Source organism: Salipaludibacillus sp. CF4.18 (assembly GCF_051262595.1).
GTDB classification, from domain to species: domain Bacteria; phylum Bacillota; class Bacilli; order Bacillales; family Salisediminibacteriaceae; genus Salipaludibacillus; species Salipaludibacillus neizhouensis.
The window spans coordinates 1-16,177 of the sequence record NZ_JBIMEV010000062.1 but is presented as its reverse complement, the minus strand read 5'-3'; the positions used below and the strand labels follow the sequence as shown (position 1 = coordinate 16,177).

Annotated in this window: 12 protein-coding genes; 1 reads left to right on the top strand and 11 read right to left on the bottom strand. The window is 40.2% G+C overall.

All coding sequences use genetic code 11. The annotated features are described in order from the left end of the window. Nucleotide 1: 1 nt before the first annotated feature. The 11 genes from ACHABW_RS22390 to ACHABW_RS22340 all read right to left on the bottom strand — a co-directional run bounded on the left by ACHABW_RS22390 (nt 2) and on the right by ACHABW_RS22340 (nt 14,879). On the bottom strand, nt 2-1,561 hold the full coding sequence (locus ACHABW_RS22390; RefSeq protein WP_435758751.1) for a glycoside hydrolase family 43 protein: 1,560 nt from the start codon (nt 1,559-1,561) through the stop codon (nt 2-4). A 25-nt stretch (nt 1,562-1,586) separates the two neighbouring features. Further along, nucleotides 1,587-3,107: a glycoside hydrolase family 28 protein gene (locus ACHABW_RS22385; RefSeq protein WP_435758749.1), complete on the bottom strand. Its 1,521-nt coding sequence runs from the start codon at nt 3,105-3,107 to the stop codon at nt 1,587-1,589. A gap of 19 nt (nt 3,108-3,126) precedes the next feature. Continuing rightward, nucleotides 3,127-4,572 carry a family 43 glycosylhydrolase gene (locus tag ACHABW_RS22380; RefSeq protein WP_435758747.1) on the bottom strand — a complete coding sequence of 482 codons (1,446 nt, stop codon included), beginning with the start codon at nt 4,570-4,572 and terminating at the stop codon, nt 3,127-3,129. Beyond that, nucleotides 4,565-4,888 (bottom strand): cupin domain-containing protein, encoded by a 324-nt coding sequence (locus ACHABW_RS22375; RefSeq protein WP_435758745.1) that lies wholly within the window; start codon nt 4,886-4,888, stop codon nt 4,565-4,567. Before ACHABW_RS22375 ends, ACHABW_RS22380 begins: the two co-directional genes overlap by 8 nt. Then, nucleotides 4,830-6,113 (bottom strand): MFS transporter, encoded by a 1,284-nt coding sequence (locus tag ACHABW_RS22370; RefSeq protein ID WP_435758743.1) that lies wholly within the window; start codon nt 6,111-6,113, stop codon nt 4,830-4,832. The genes ACHABW_RS22375 and ACHABW_RS22370 overlap by 59 nt, the downstream gene beginning before the upstream one ends. Beyond that, nucleotides 6,113-7,216, bottom strand: a complete 1,104-nt coding sequence (locus tag ACHABW_RS22365; protein ID WP_435758741.1) for a hypothetical protein — start codon at nt 7,214-7,216, stop codon at nt 6,113-6,115. Before ACHABW_RS22365 ends, ACHABW_RS22370 begins: the two co-directional genes overlap by 1 nt. Nucleotides 7,217-7,399: 183 nt before the next feature. Then, the gene (locus ACHABW_RS22360; RefSeq protein ID WP_435758739.1) at nt 7,400-8,275 is read right to left on the bottom strand and encodes a carbohydrate ABC transporter permease; all 876 of its coding nucleotides are present in this window, start codon (nt 8,273-8,275) and stop codon (nt 7,400-7,402) included. Between the two features lie 26 nt (nt 8,276-8,301). Then, nucleotides 8,302-9,198, bottom strand: a complete 897-nt coding sequence (locus tag ACHABW_RS22355; RefSeq protein WP_435758773.1) for an ABC transporter permease — start codon at nt 9,196-9,198, stop codon at nt 8,302-8,304. A 295-nt stretch (nt 9,199-9,493) separates the two neighbouring features. Further along, nucleotides 9,494-10,381: a pectinesterase family protein gene (locus ACHABW_RS22350; protein WP_435758737.1), complete on the bottom strand. Its 888-nt coding sequence runs from the start codon at nt 10,379-10,381 to the stop codon at nt 9,494-9,496. A 121-nt stretch (nt 10,382-10,502) separates the two neighbouring features. Further along, nucleotides 10,503-12,065 carry an extracellular solute-binding protein gene (locus ACHABW_RS22345; protein WP_435758735.1) on the bottom strand — a complete coding sequence of 521 codons (1,563 nt, stop codon included), beginning with the start codon at nt 12,063-12,065 and terminating at the stop codon, nt 10,503-10,505. Nucleotides 12,066-12,581: 516 nt separating this feature from the next. Further along, nucleotides 12,582-14,879 (bottom strand): helix-turn-helix domain-containing protein, encoded by a 2,298-nt coding sequence (locus ACHABW_RS22340; protein WP_435758771.1) that lies wholly within the window; start codon nt 14,877-14,879, stop codon nt 12,582-12,584. A gap of 281 nt (nt 14,880-15,160) precedes the next feature. Here ACHABW_RS22340 and ACHABW_RS22335 point away from each other — a divergent pair, with 281 nt between their 5' ends. Then, nucleotides 15,161-15,811: a YesL family protein gene (locus tag ACHABW_RS22335; protein WP_435758733.1), complete on the top strand. Its 651-nt coding sequence runs from the start codon at nt 15,161-15,163 to the stop codon at nt 15,809-15,811. The last annotated feature ends 366 nt before the right edge of the window (nt 15,812-16,177 follow it).

The following is a 16,177-nucleotide window of genomic DNA, read 5'->3' as shown; positions in this document are numbered from 1 at the left end:
CTTATTCAATCGACTGATATTCAAACCATTCAAAATCAGCGGTTTGATTAGACGAATCCCCATTGCTGCTGCAATACATACCGATCACTGCACCGGTAAATCCGCCGGCATGATCGATACTGAGAATTCGACCGTCAACTTTTTCGGCAACGGTAACCCATTGTTCAGTACCAAAACCAACAGAGAATCGATACTCCTGACCGTGAGCCTCCACTTTCAAGTAAAAGATCTGCTCGGATAAATGCTGCGCCGCAATCATCGTTTCCACACCACGGTCCCGTTGAAATAAACAAACTTTTTCTTTCCCATCTTCCCACCTTTTCACAAATCGGTAGTGATGGTCCGTGTCTTGAAAAAGGACGATCCCTGCCTCTTCCGAATGTTCTGGTTTGAAGTCAATTTTTGTCGCAACAGCAAAACGTTGATGCTGCTGTCTTCTCCCAATAAAACTCGGATGAACTGCTTCCGATATTCTCTCTTTTCTCCCATATAACCTGAGATAACCGGGCCTCTCAGTTAAGGAAAAACTAGTCTCATTCGGTGTTCGGATCATCATCCACTCATCCCGCAACTGTGGTCCTGAAAAATGATCACACGCTGGAGTGGAATCCCATCGCTTTACGGCTAATTGCGGACGCTTCATGACAAAATCGATTTTTCCTTGTCCTGGACAGACAACCGGCCAATCATTCTCCCAAACTACGGGCGCTAGAAACGTTTCACGCCCTAAATTCCGGTAATAACCTCCGTAAGGTCTTGAGCCGAGACAGAACATCCACCATTCTCCTGTTTGCGTCTCGACCAGCTCACCATGGCCAACATTTGTAATCGGATGGGAAGATCCCAGGTGTCTATGCGTCAGAATTGGATTGTGTTTGCAAACCTCATACGGTCCCTCGATAGTCTGACTTCGAGCGATCGTGACAGAATGAGTAAATCCCGTTCCACCTTCTGCAATCATTAAATAATAATACCCATTTCTTTTAAATTGGCGAGGTCCTTCCTGAGCATGGATTTGTTTAAGCGCCCCGTCCCAAAGTGACACACGCTCTCCGACGAGCTGTTGTTTTTCGAGGTCTAGTTCCTGCATCCATATTTCTACGTGCTTTGGATATTCAGGGCCGGCTGGAGGTGGACGATTACCGGTATAATAAACTTTCCCATCGTCATCAAAAAAGAGAGACGGGTCAATACCTGGTGCATCCTCTAACCAAATCGGTTCAGACCATGAACCAGCTGGATCTTCCGCTGTGACATAAAAGTTTCGTCGTTTCCCTTCCTTACTTTCAACAAATGTCGTCACAACGTAGAACAAGCCTTCGTGATAACGGATCGTTGCAGCATAAATCCCTTTTGAACAAGGCACACCTTGCAAGTTTAACTGTGATGGGCGATCCAACACATGACCAATCTGCTGCCAATGTACTAAATCCTTGCTTGTAAAAATAGGTACTCCGGGATAATACTCAAACGTAGATGCCACTAAATAATAGTCATCTCCAACTCTGCACACCGAAGGATCCGGGTAAAAGCCTGGAATAACAGGATTATTAAAGGTCATGAGGAAGCCCCCTTTTCAAAGAAAATTAGATTTCTACCTTTGTCTTATCATCGGTTTGTAGATACCGGGAAGGATCTCGTTGGTATTCTCTGCTGTTTATAGAAAGATCCTTACAGTTCGCAGCAGAAATGACCGGTATGTTCGGATGAAGATGTTTCATTTTAAACTGAAGCACTTCAATATCCTGACTGTCTGAAATCGTCAGAGCGGAACCTTGACGCGTTTCTACTCTCACTTGGTTCAAACTTAGACCATCTACATACCGGATAAACATCCCATCCCCAGCTTTTAAAACAGTCTCTTTCACCATATCTGGTTCTCCACCTTCTTCATTCGGATCGGTTGTCATTTCAACATCGATATTCGATAAGTGAAGGTTTCTGATCGGCATTTCCGGGAGTCCATATATAAACGCTGCCGCTGCTCGTGCATTTCTAACCATAATATGACTAATTGAAATATCCTTTATGATCGGCGTTTTTTCAGATACCTCAATCGCATGTGGGGCATTCATATCGGGATTATTCTCGTCGACGCCGTAACGGTAGAAGGAATTAATCGCGATCGGGCAAAACACATCTTCCATATAAATATTCGAGATTAATAACTGTTTAATATAGGATCCACGTGCTCTGTTTGTCTTTAGACGAATGCCGCGGTCCGTCCCGATAAAGACACAATTCGTCACCGTGACATTTTTGATGCCACCAGAACTCTCACTGCCGAATACGATGCCACCGTGGCCGCTTGCCATCGTGCAGTTCGTGACGACCACATTTTCTGTTGGCCGATTTACGCGCCGTCCGTCCTCGTTAATTCCGGATTTTAGACAGAGACAATCATCGCCTACATCAAAATGACAGTCGGTGATTCGAACATTGGAACAAGAGTCGATATCGAGCCCATCCCCATTCGGAGTGTCCGCAGGATTTTTAATCGTCACGCCGCGCACACTGACATGGTCACAATATACAAGGTGTGTATTCCAAAATGGTGACCGCTCTAATGTCACCCCTTCAATCGTTACATGCTTACAATTCAGTAGCTGCAATAATGGTGGTCTTAAAAACTGTGTCTCCCATTCCAGCACATTCGTTTTTAACGCACCAACATACTTGTCATTTTTTTCACGAATTTCTTTCGTTCTTCCGTTTTCAAACCATTGGTCTTCTTTAATTCCATTGGCAATGTCCCACCAGGCTTGTCCTTGCCCGTCAATGGTCCCTTCCCCGCAGATGGTTACGTCCTCTAAGTTCTCGCCGAATAAAAGAGGATGAAACCCGTAGCATTCATACCCTGACCAGCGCGTCCGTGTTGCAGGATATGCCTCAAAGTCATCCGTGAAACGAATTCTCGCTCCTGGTTCAAGATATAACTTTAACTGACTAACTAATTCAATTGGTCCCGTTACATAATCGCCACTCGGGACAATGATCGTTCCACCATTTGCTTCTTCAATAGCATCAATCGCTTTTGCAAAAGCAACCGTATTCAACGTTTTACCGTCAGGAACGCCCCCAAAGTCTATAACAGATAGTTGCATCATTTAACCTCCAAATCTTCTTCTATACGTCACTTTTCCCTTGATAGTGGTAGGAATAAAGCTTTGCACTTCCTTTGCCTGTCACCTCAATACCAGGTCTCAAGCTTAAAAAGCCACCTAATGTATTGTGGTTTAATCCGGATGTGTCGAGAACTTTATCATAGTTCTGCCATTCCGTTTCTTCTGAATCGCGGTACTGAAAACGGACAATATGATCATGATTTATGATTTTTAAGCGTATCTTATTTTTCACAGTAACCGGCTTTTTCCCGACTTGCTTGTAAGGCCTTAAAACTCGGATACCGTCTTGACTGAAGCCAATCCCGACATAATGGTCCTGGTCATAAAAAACGAGTAACTGCATTTCAGCATCACCGGTTACACTTGCTTCTATTTCAAAGGTGTAATAACGATGTCTTGCCATATAGAGCATCGGGGAATACTCACCACTATCCGCCGTACCGAGAATTTTCAACGACCCAGACTGTTCATACCAATAACGAAATAGAGGAACGGTCCTTCTCCACTGCCAATGAAGGGAGAGAGATCCTTCGCTGAATCGATCTGCACTCTCTTCTTCACTTTCCACAGGGGCATCCAGCGCTTTCCATTCCTTATTCGCTACTTCAATCCGATACCAGCCATCTTCGGTCCATGTAATCGGAGAAATTAATGTCTGCCTTCCAATCGTATGGAGATTCTCTTCATACGCATGGTAAACGATGTACCACTGCTGATCGGGTCCTTCAAATATCGTTCCATGGCCTTTTGACCACCATTTTTCATCCTTTGATTTCGTTCGGATAATCGGGTTTTCCGGTGAATGTTCCCAAGGCCCTGTCGGAGTTTTGGACCTGGAACTAACAATCATATGGCTCGTTGGTGGACCAGATGTTCCTCCGAGGGCGATCGTATAGTAATAGTAATCTTCTCTTTTTACTAACTTAGGTCCTTCAGGGCTGCATCCTTCTACAATCCAGTCACTCGGATATATCCAGGGCTCATAAACCTTTTTTAGTTCGCCCTCTACTTTTAACCCGTCGTCTGAAAGTTCGACAACATGACCACCTGCCAGATGTAAATACCGTGTTCCGTGATCATCCGTAATATGTCCCGGATCAATTACGTTGACCTCTAAAGGAATCGGTCGACTCCAATCTCCTCTAGGGTCTTTTGTTTTTGTGACCCAATTCATTCGGTTTGCTGGAAAATAGATGACAAACTCCCCCTGCTCATAAACAAGTTCCGGGGCCCAGACAATGCCGTTAAATTCCTTTAATGCTGCCCCAACCGCTTCCCAGTGAATAAGATCTGTCGAGTGCCAAATGATTAAGCCCGGCATATATTCATAAGAGCTGTGTGTCATATAATAATCGTTGCCGACTTTTACAATCGATGGATCCGCATAATTGCCACGCACAATTGGAAGTGCCTCGTCATTCACTGTTTTTTGATAATAGTCAGTCATGTTTCTTCAACAGATCTTCGCGAAGAGGAGTGAAGATATCCAATAAGCGACTTTTCTCCAGAGCAAGAGCATCGTGCACCGTGCCGCCTGGAATGACAAGGGACTCTCCAGCTGAGATCACCCGTTTTTTACCGTTCAACGTAAATTCAAGTTTACCTTCTAAACAGTACGTCAACTGTTCATGCGGGTGTGAATGTTCCGCTCCTACACCACCTTGAGCAAATCTTACCTCCATCGCCATCAATGCCTCTCCAGGCTCATGTATTTTCCGCATCACCTTTTCGTTCACTTGTTCCCATGTATCTAGTTCGCTCATGTTTATTCCTCCTTGAAATAAGTGTTGGCGTTTCTTCAATTAGCCGTGGTACAAATAACTGCATGCCTAAGACGGCTGCCAGTACCCACGGAATGGTGTCTGTGTTAAGCTCTTTTGCAAATAGCATAAACACGATAATTCCGAAACCACGTCCCGCGTTTGTAATCGCTTCTCTGAGCACGACACTTTCCACCCGGAAATGATCTTTCAGCGGGATCACTCCCAGCCATTGAAAATAATGAGCCGCATAGGCATTTGCCTGTATCGGTTTAAAAATCGCACTGACCGCCATAAACACGATAAATGTCCAAATCGTGATATCAATAAATAACACGAGTACAGACACGATAAATCCAATTGCTGCCACCGTTAAATAACTGCGCGTTTTACTCACATCAGCAATCCGAGATATGACGTAACTCGCTAAGATTGAGATGAATAAGAACAGCACATTTAAATAACCAACCGTGCTTTCTTTGAGTAAAATCGTGTAAAGCAAAATCGGAGGGACATACATTAAAATCCCTTGTGGAAATCCGATGATAAACCAACCGATTAACGCCCGTTTAAAACCAGGTGCTCTTTTCATTATTAGTGGTAAATACTTCATATAATATTCGCGGTGATGCGTCGTCATTCTTTTCATCCTGAAGCTGCCAAACGTGGCGATCGTGAACATGACGAAGGCCATTGCGAACACAATCAAATAACCACTTAGCCCTTCAAATTGACTGATGATCGCACCCGATGCTGCAGGTCCAATTAAATTAGCGGATCCCATGGTGATTTGATTCCAACCGAGATACCGGTGACGGTTCAAATCATTGGAAACTTCAAACATGAGTGTAAAATACCCTAACCAATATAACGATTGCGCAATTCCCCGCAAGATCGCAAATAGATAGAAAAATTCAACGATATGCTCTTGTGTCAGTAGTATCGCAAAATAAAACAGTGCCGTTAGCAAGATCCCGTATCGGTATATCGTCAAGCGATCCTTTTGTTTCGCAACCTTCCCGATTGAGAGTGTCATCAATGCTTGGGTAAGAATTGCGATTAAGTTAAAAAGACCATTGATCCATAAATCGTTTGTCAACCGCCATAAATATAAATTAAGAAAGATGAGTGACAAGGAATTCCCGAAATGAAAGATTGTGTGATTCATTAACGTTGTGACTGCCAGCGATGATAATCGTTTTTCTTTCTGCAAAGAAAACCAAGACATTAGGTGGTCCCTTCTCCCAAAAATTGAGCTGCCCCTTTAATTGAAACGGTTGGGTCTTCTCCAAGCAGTTCACGGCACCGCATTCTAATGAGCGTCGCTTGCGTACTGGCATTCATATCTCCTTCTACCAATCCTTTGCCAATATTCACTGCTGGGGGCATATTTGGATAATCATATCCGGGTTTGACTTGGGCCACATTTGGAGCCGGAGGGGAAGCATGTCTTTCTCTTGAAAAACCGCCATCATCCCGTTTAAATTGACGGATGTTGTTAACCGTAATCTCAACAATTTCAAGACGCTCTTCTTTTGAAATAGGCAAACGAATGTAATGAAGTAAATCTAGTGGATTGCGGCTGTAACACATATCAAATGCTTCCTCATGACGAAGGGTCTCGAGAACAGTTTGATAGATCAGCTCTTTGTTTGGCATCTCGATTTGGTGGCGCGAATAAAACGTATGAAGCTTAAAGGTTCCTGATAGTTGTTCATATAAACTTCCTTCTCCCCAAAAACCGGTCTTTTGATTTTGGATCGAAGCAAGATAAACTTCCGCTTCCTTCAGAAATTTCTGCCGGCTGTCCTTTTCCATGAGAGAAATGTACACGCAAGAAGTCGCTATTAAATCACAACCTCTCCAGCTATTGGATAAATCAATACTTTTCCATTTTTCTAAGTAAGATTCCGGGCTTTTCGTGTACGCAGGAGCTGCCTTCGCTTCAACGGGAAGAGGATACAATGGCTTACTACCAAGTCTTCTTAAAGCACCCGTCGCGTAGCTCAATGCCCGGTGAACCATCACTTCATCTTGTTTCATCAATGGATTTTCATCATAAAAATAACCGCTCTCTGGATCTTGTTTTGCCTGGTAGAAACGGGTAATACTTTTAATCATTTCTTGAGGGAGTTTTGAAAAAAAATCGTTTCTTACCATAATATTAATTGCCTGAGAGGTTGACTCTATATCGGGAGGAAAGCCGCCTGTGTGTCTTGAGCTTTTTGCGTAATAGAATCCTCCACTTTCTTTGTCGTATTGGTTCCAGAGCCAAGAATAAAACCCTTCAAACTGATTTTCCAATTCTTCTAAAAGTGCTTTTTCACTCACGGTATCCACCTCCTTTTTAATGGTTGTTTTGCTTCAAAATATTAAGGCTTTTAAATCCGCGAGACTCCTGTGGAAGAATGATTCAAGCGAGACCCCGCAGTGCGTTTGTTTGCTCGAGGAGACTCGCAGATCACCCACGGAAAGAGAGCGGTAATTCTTCTAAAAACAACCTTCATACAGCTATTATCCTTTCACTGACCCTAATAGAGCCCCTTTGGCAAAGTACTTCTGTAAGAATGGATAAACGATTAAAATTGGGATCGTAGCAACTACAATTGTAGCCATTTTGACTGTTTGTTCCGGTGGTGGTATATCGGTATATTCCCCGCCGTCATAGTTCAATCCACTTGCCAGTACGACAATCTGTCTTAAGAGAACTTGCACCGGCCATTTTGCTGAATCGCTTATATAAAGAATCGCGTGCATATACGTATTCCAATACGTTACTGCATAGAAAAGTGATATCGTTGCTAACGCAGGTTTTGATATCGGTAAAACAATTCGGAACAATATACCAAAATCGTTACAGCCATCTATTTTTGCCGATTCCTCTAAACTAGTCGGTACATTTTGAAAGAAACTTCTCAAAATGATCATGTTAAATGCATTAATGGAAACTGGAATAATTAATGCGGCTAACGAGTTCATCAAGCCTGTTTGCTGCACAATGAGGAATGTTGGAATCATCCCACCGTTAAACAGCATTGTAAAAATGATCAAAAATTGAATTTTACCTCGTCCAAGTAAATCACGTCTTGATAAACCATAGGCCATTAGTGTTGTCATAAACATACTCCACAAGGTCCCTGCAACGGTGACAAAAATCGAGACTCCCATTGCCTTCATAATCGTATCTGTAGAAAAGATATATCGATACGCATCTAAACTCCAGACTGTTGGAATTAATACAAATCGTCTTGCTGCAAGTTCTGCACTCGTTGTAAAAGACGCAGCAACAACATGTAAGAACGGCAATATTGTTAATAGTGCAATAATGCCTAACAATGTAATATTAAAAACATTAAAGAGTCTGCCACTGACTGACCGATCTTCTAACATAGTAATTTCCTCCTTCTTCTGTCGTTTTAATAAACGCCCTCTTCACCGAATTTCTTAGCGAGCCTGTTGGCTAACATAACTAAGATTAAGCCTACAATACCTTTAAAGAAACCAACCGCTGTCGCATAACTGAACTGACCTTGCTTTAACCCAGCCGTATACACGTAAGTATCAAATATTTCTCCAACCGCTCTGTTAGAACCATTTAATAACAAGTAAACGTGTTCAAAACCTAGCTCTAGAACATCTCCTATTTTCAAGATTAACAATACGACAATGACACTACGAATCGATGGAAGTGTGATGTGCCACATTTGTCGGAGTCTTCCCGCACCGTCCATCCGTGCCGCTTCATATAATTCTATATTTACAGCTGAGATAGCTGCTAAAAATATAATCGTCCCCCAACCTGCTTCTCGCCAAATAACTTGTATAATATACATTGGATGGAACCACTCAGAACTCATTAAGAAATTGATTGGACCGAAGCCCATCATTTCTAATAAACCGTTTACAATCCCCCCGTCAAGTGTTAGTACTACGTAACTAATCGATACAATAACAACCCAAGACATAAAGTGAGGAATATAGATTAACGTCTGAACACTTCTCTTGTACCAATTCGATCTTATTTCATTTAACATCAATGATAAGATAATTGGTATCGGGAAAAACACGACTAACTGTAAACCAAATAAGGTTAACGTATTTCGGAAAATGATCCAAAAATCGGTTCCTTGGAATAACCTTATAAAGTGTTCTAATCCTACCCAATCGGATGCTAAAATCCCCAAATATGGTTTGTAATCCTTAAATGCGATAATAAGTCCATACATCGGAATGTACTTATAGATGAAAAAGTAAATTACTCCTGGTACGAGCATTAAATAGAGCAACTTGTTCTTTTTGATGCTTTTTATCATTTCTTGTTTTTTAACTTGCCTTTTTTCCTGTTTTGATAGTAAAACTGGTTCCGTGTTTTCACTGTAGTTTAAATTCGGTCCACTCATTTTTCATCACCCTTTCTCCCTTGGAAGCTAAATAAAATTTTGATAACCAACGAACAACTGAATTGACGACATATAAAATGAAATAACTAACTTGCCTCATACTCCATACATTAAAATAGAATAGAGGTAACATCTATAATCATTATGATATATTGATTATCAAAACCGTTGATACAACAGGTTTTCACGAAGCGAACTAAGATAATGATTACTTGATTTGTAAACGGTTACAATATTCTTTAATCAATTGACTGTCTTTTTCAAACCAATTATTACACCATGGGACACGTTCTTCAGAAGCTCCTTCTCCATGGGAATGTATCTCTGTATATCTTGCGGTTTGTTCATTCGCCTCATTTCGCCAATTATCCCAGCCGGCTGTTAAAATGTGACGTCCAAACTTACAATCGTAGAACACCGTATGTGCATATGGGCGCCATGGCCTTCCTAGGTATACTTTATCAGCTTCATTGTCAGCGGTAAGTTCACAACGCAAGAATACAAATCCTGACAGAACATCTTTTGGTGTGCTAGCCGCAGTAATGTATCCATTTCTTCTTGAATGAATGACACAATCATCAAATACCACGGACCCTGCCCCAAAGATGAAATCAACATCCCCTTCTATTCGACAATGTAAAAAACGCTGCGTTCCCTTGCTTGAATAAAAAGTATCCTGATAACCTTTAAGACTCACGTTTTCAAATGCGATTCTTTCTCCGTGCGCCGCTACTGCCAATGCTTGACCATACTTTTCCCCAACGCCAACATCATTCTCTATCGTCAAATTAGAAAAAGATATGTCATCACTGAATATTTCTACCGTAGCAGTCTTGAAAGTTCCTAGTGGATTCCCCATGGTGTCTTTATCTTTCGCTCCTAATCCATTCACAATTATCGTCTCGTTTTCTCCAGATCCAATGAAGTTTATCTCAGTTAAATGTGGCGGTATCATAATTCGTTCCCGATAGATTCCTGGCGCCACTTTAATCGTGACTGCCTCCAATCCATGAGGTCGCAAGTAATTTACAGCATCTTGAATACATGTAAAACAATTTTCCTCCCCTTGCTTTTCTTGATCAACAATAAGAATCATAGTCATATTCCTCCTATAATAAAAACGAGTAGCGTTTTTATTAAAAAAATGGAGGTCTCCATGGTCTTTAATACCATGATGAGACCTCCTTGATTTTACATTTTACAGATCAGCTATGTGGCTATTGTTGCTCTTGATAGCTCTCTGTAAACTCAGCCATAATTGCATCTCCACCTTCACTCTTCCATTCTTCTATCGTCGCGTTGAATTCATCTAAGTCAATTTGACCGAGCATATATTGGTGCGTAGCATCATTCATCATTTGATCTAAACGGTCACCGTAAGTAATGTGACTTTCAGAATCAAGTGTGATTGTCGGATCATGAACAAGATATTCCTCATTTTCAATCGTTAATGCATCTGCTTCCGCTTTCACGTCGTATGTGGAAGCCATTTCATAACGTCCGCTTGTTGCCGGCTCACCGATTTCAAGTGATAAAAACGGGCGTATATCATTGTCAACTTCACTCAGATTATCCTCAATCCAGTTTACGCCATCGCCTTCAATTTCATAGTGTCTGCCTTCTTCTCCCCATACTAAAAGGTTAGCTCCTTCAGGAGTCATTAACTCGTCATAAAAGGCAAGAACTTTGCGCAGTTCATTTTCATCCTCATAAGCAGCCTTAGGGAATAATACGACACTTCCGAATCCAGGGATTGCCCAAACATTATATTCCCCATCTGGTCCCTCTACATAATTGAATACGCCATATTCAGCATCAGGGTTTAATTCAGTAGCATCATTATAAATACTTAGTACGTCACCCATTGAACCTACATATATACCAGCACCACCGTTTTTAAACATTGCTTGCTGATCATCTTTACTTGTAACCGGAAAATCCTGGTTCATATAGCCATTAGAATGCATTTCTTTGACAAAATCCATCGTTTCGATATACTCGTCAAACATAAATTCCGGTTTAATCTCTCCGTCAACTACTCCCCAGTTATTCGGTGTACCAAACCAAGAAGACATCGTTTTAAAAGCACCGTAGACGAGATCACTGCGATCTGTTAGCCCTATTGTGTTATCAGAACCTGAACCATTCGGATCATCTTCCGTGAAGGCTCGAGCCATTTCCATGAATTCTTCTGTCGTTGTCGGTTCTTCAATTCCAAGATTATCTGCCCAGTCTTTTCGATAAATAACACCTTGTCTAGATAGCGGACGCCCTTGATAAAGCGAGTAAAGCTTTCCATCGACGCGTGTATTATCAAGTATTTCCGGATTTAGCTTTGAAAGGTTTTCGAACTCCTCTAAATAAGGTTCAATTTCCCAGAATTGATCGGCCCGAATCGGATCTTTAAATTGGTTAAACATATCAAATCCCATCGGTACAACCATTGGTAATGTGTCGGTAGCGAAAGCCGTATTTAAACGCTCTTCATAGTTACCATCCGGTACCCATTGAATATCTAACTCTACATTATACTTTTCTTCTAATTCATCTTTAAGGAAATCACCAGGCGTTTCTGGAGTATGCAAGTTCGCCATCATTTCAATCGTTACCGGCTCATCATCCAACTCCTCTGTACTTACTTCACTGTTATTAGAAGTATCAGCATTTGCATCAGCCTCTGTGTTTCCCTCGTTGTTTCCACCACATGCAGCTAAGATCATCGATGACAACGTAACTGTTCCAACTACTGCCAGCCTTTTTGAAATTTTACTTCTCTTCATACCATTCACTCTCCTTCTTTTAATAGGTTTGACTTTCGTTTTTCTCTGACAATTGACCCTCTACATGTACATGCACTAACGGTTACAGATTGTAAAATGAAGCGCTCCTAACTTAATTTCCAATCCCCCTTTTATTTGAATCTGCTCACAATAACAACGTGGTTATTATATTTTCAGTTTACAGGGCTATCACGAGTTTCGTATATAATCATCTCCACAGCCTCATGAAAGGAAAGCGTTTACAATACTGATTTAATAGCTTATATGAGATAATGATTGTTTCCGTTCAGCTGTGTAATCTAAGAAAAACGCGTAGCGTCTTTTCTTAAATACATCGTTATCTTTCGCCACTCCCGAGTAGCACCTACGTAGTGTGTGTAGGTGCTACTCGAAAGGAGGTGGGTTTCCCTTGACACGCGTGGCGTAAAGATAGCTGTAAACTTATAAATTATCTTATTAAAAAGGTTACACTCAGATTCTAAGAGTCAAAGAGTCTGAGTATAACCATCTAGTAAATTATATGCCATTTTCTTTTCGATACTGTCCAGGTGTCATATCTGCATATTTTTTAAATGATCGGATGAAATTCTGTGAGTTATTGTATTGAAGTCTTTCTGCAATTTCCTTCACAGGCATGTCAGTTTTAATCAGCCACTCCTTTGCTTTTTTAAATCGATGCATGGCCAAATATTCACTGAATGTATGCTTCGTCTCCTGCTTAAAAACGCTGCTTAAATAATTTGCATTGTAATGGAGTTGATTTGCACACTGTTCTAATGTCAGTTCTTGATCATACTGTTCGTGAATCATATCGATCATTTTTTCTGACAAGTTCTTAAACTGAGAATCTCTTTTTCTTAAAAATTCATTGTAGAGAGGTGTAATTAATTTTTCGGTGAACCATTCATAGATCATTTTTTTATCGGACAGTTGAAACAGTTCTTCATAGTAATATTCTTTTTGCTGGTGTTCTTGATCTATTTGAATGAGATTTTCATGATAGACCAAAATGAGATTGTTCAAGAGACGCATCATCGAAATTTGATAATCCTGAAGGGAATGATCCTGTTTAAAAACCTTTCCCATCCAGTCCTCAAATGAAGTCACCGTCTTTTCCCAGTCCGCTGTTTTGATAGATAAGAGGAGATCCTCTTCCAGTTTCACTGGATAACTGTACATAATCGAATGCTTTCCTTCATTAATATGTCCATAAGGAATGATCACACCCTTGCCAAGACGAATCCGGTGTTTCAATGCTTCAATCGCTTCTTGATACGCACGATCAGATTTTCTCATATCGCTATAAGACATACTCAGCCCAATACTAACAATAATATTGGTCAGTTTTTCGATCGTATCTTTCAGTCTTTCAGCAATTTGATTAAGAGTAATTTCTAACTCTTCTTGATCAGCTCGATCATCACTGACTAGACAAACAAGTGTATTTTGAATCCATATCGGCTCAAAGTGTTCTGTCTCAGCTAATATCTCTTCTAAAATATTAACAATGGAGAATGTGATCAAATCCCAATCCTTAAATTCGAATCGTGAAGAACTGATAGAATCTATTTCTAACGTCATAACAATATGGTTACGCCAGTGCTCTTTTTTCATCTTAAAAAATGTTAAATTCTCTTCTAATTGCTGCTGATCGACATCTCCAATGAACATTCTTGTCAAGAACATTGTTTTTGCTTGCTTATTATGTTTATCAAGCTCTGACTCCATGATGAACTTCGATGAGAATAAGGATTTAAAACGGTTTTCAATAACTTTTATATCATCCCTGTCGGCGTTGGAATACTCATTTGGATCTCCGCTACCTTCATCAATAAGACTGCGAACGTTTTTGAGGGGGCGGTATAAATATCGACTAGCGATCAGGATAAATAATAAAGACCCGACGGATACGATAATAATCAAACTGATCATCACGAGAGCAATTGATTTTGACTCTTCGCGCAGTTCATCCACGGAATGAACCATTAAATATGACCATTGATTCATATTAGCCTGGGCGTATGAGACAGTAAAGACTTCACCATTATTTGTGGTTTCAAAAAATCCACTAGTTTCAGTGATGCCCTCTATAGAATGAACAAGGCCGGATTCTTCAAGGTCTTGTCCAATAAGTGCAAGATCCGGGTGATAGATAATTTGTGAATCATTATTGACAATCACTAAATCCTGATGGGATATGTCCCCCTGCAAACTTTTTACAAGTTCACAAACAGACATCGGTATTAACACTAATGCTCTCGGTTCACTTGCCATTCGTGGTAGTGATTTTACTAAACTAAGCGTATATGGACAACTGCCTTTTGTTAAAGGTTCTTCAAAATTTGTAGAATTTAGTAATTGCCAAGATTGAACCCCCTTTGACAATAATTCACGGTAAGTTTCAATATCCGGATGTTGATCGGCAATACGACTGCCTCGTTCATTCATCATCCAATTATATTGAAAATTTATAATCACATAATCCTCGATTAACGGGTGTATCGTTTGAACATTGGCAAGCTCTTGACGTACCTCTCGATGTAGAATAAAATCTTCGGCATTCATTGAGGAGTAAATAACTTGTCCCATTGTCGCGGAATCAACCATCACATTAATAGATTGGTCAACCATCGATAGATTTTGCTCAATATTTGTTCGAATCTGCCTGACCGTTTCTACCCGTTCTTCACTTACTCTTTCCTGAACGAGATTAGTAGATTGTATATAAGAAAACGATCCCATAATAATCATTGGAAACAGAGCGAATATTGTCCCGAATATAACCAATTTATTAAAAAAACTAAGATTTTTCATCACTATACCAACTCCCCCAAAACCTTACGTAAAATCCAACAGTTAGTTAAAGCGCTCTCATTGAAATATCTAAAATAATATCCTACTAATAACTATATGGAAATTTTCCAATTAATGATAGTATTTTTTTACAACTAAGTTTTAGAACTTAGTTGCCGTTATGATGTTTATCTTCTCTATATAACAGGAATAATCATGTTCTCTGTTGTTCGCAGATTTACCGTACTCAAAAATCATTCTGTGCTAAAATTAATTTAATAGATAGTAAAGGTGGGCTGCAAATGGAGTTAACTGGATTAGCAGGTGGTTTTTATAAAGTTTCTGAATGGATGATGCGAATCGTTTATGTAAATTTTTTATGGATCTTCTTCACACTAATTGGATGTGTCATTTTAGGTATAATGCCCGCAACAATTGCCATGTTCACGTTGATTCGCAGATGGTATCGAAAAGAAGAATTTCCGACTTTTCAAACCTACTGGCAAGTGTACAAGCGAGAATTTATTACCGGAAATAAATTTGGAATTATTTTTGGTATCGCGTTGTATTTACTCTATTTTAATCTACAATACTTATCCACGATTTCCGGAAACTATCATACAATTATGCTGTTTGGTTTTTCACTGGCATCGCTTATTTTTATCATTTTCTTGTTATATTTCTTTCCAGTCTATGTACATTTTGAGCTTTCTTTTCGTCAGTACTTTCGACAAACGTTAATGTTAGGGCTGATAAATTTTCACATGGTTGTGGTCATGGTTATTGTGTTAACGATTCTTTACTTTTTATTTATGTCCGTTCCCGGATTAGCTCCTTTCTTCACGATTGGATTACCAGCATTTTTTATCATGGCGATGGCACAGCTATCCTTCAAATACATGGAGGAAAAAAACCGTAAAAGCCATGAAAAAGTAAATGTATCAAATGCTTAATAAAAACGCGCAGTGTCTTTTATTAAATACAGCGTGATCTTTTTAGCCACCATCACTTAAGTATCAAGGGTGGGTTTCCCTTGATACTTGTGGCGTAAAGATAGCTGTCATTTTATACTTTCTTATCTGTTAAGAAAAACGCGTAGCGTGTTTTCTTAAATACAGCGTGAGTACTCGCTCTTGGCGATACTTGCGCTTTTTCGAGTTTTCTTAAGAAAATTGGTTTCTAAGACTAAGACATATTTTCTGAAAATATTTATTCGTTCACTTACTCGAATCCGCTACTGGCGGACGCTTTCCGTGGGCAACGACTTCAGCCTCCTCGGACAAAAACAAGTCCTGTGGGGTCTTCAGTCGTTGTTAATC

Excerpts from the sequence above, each read along its gene's own strand:
- ACHABW_RS22350 (WP_435758737.1), bottom strand. The coding sequence starts at position 10,381 with ATGATTCTTATTGTTGATCAAGAAAAGCAAGGGGAGGAAAATTGTTTT.
- ACHABW_RS22375 (WP_435758745.1), bottom strand. The coding sequence starts at position 4,888 with ATGAGCGAACTAGATACATGGGAACAAGTGAACGAAAAGGTGATGCGG.
- ACHABW_RS22370 (WP_435758743.1), bottom strand. The coding sequence starts at position 6,113 with ATGTCTTGGTTTTCTTTGCAGAAAGAAAAACGATTATCATCGCTGGCA.
- ACHABW_RS22340 (WP_435758771.1), bottom strand. The coding sequence starts at position 14,879 with ATGAAAAATCTTAGTTTTTTTAATAAATTGGTTATATTCGGGACAATA.
- ACHABW_RS22390 (WP_435758751.1), bottom strand. The coding sequence starts at position 1,561 with ATGACCTTTAATAATCCTGTTATTCCAGGCTTTTACCCGGATCCTTCG.
- ACHABW_RS22335 (WP_435758733.1), top strand. The coding sequence starts at position 15,161 with ATGGAGTTAACTGGATTAGCAGGTGGTTTTTATAAAGTTTCTGAATGG.
- ACHABW_RS22345 (WP_435758735.1), bottom strand. The coding sequence starts at position 12,065 with ATGAAGAGAAGTAAAATTTCAAAAAGGCTGGCAGTAGTTGGAACAGTT.
- ACHABW_RS22360 (WP_435758739.1), bottom strand. The coding sequence starts at position 8,275 with ATGTTAGAAGATCGGTCAGTCAGTGGCAGACTCTTTAATGTTTTTAAT.
- ACHABW_RS22385 (WP_435758749.1), bottom strand. The coding sequence starts at position 3,107 with ATGATGCAACTATCTGTTATAGACTTTGGGGGCGTTCCTGACGGTAAA.
- ACHABW_RS22355 (WP_435758773.1), bottom strand. The coding sequence starts at position 9,198 with ATGATAAAAAGCATCAAAAAGAACAAGTTGCTCTATTTAATGCTCGTA.
- ACHABW_RS22380 (WP_435758747.1), bottom strand. The coding sequence starts at position 4,572 with ATGACTGACTATTATCAAAAAACAGTGAATGACGAGGCACTTCCAATT.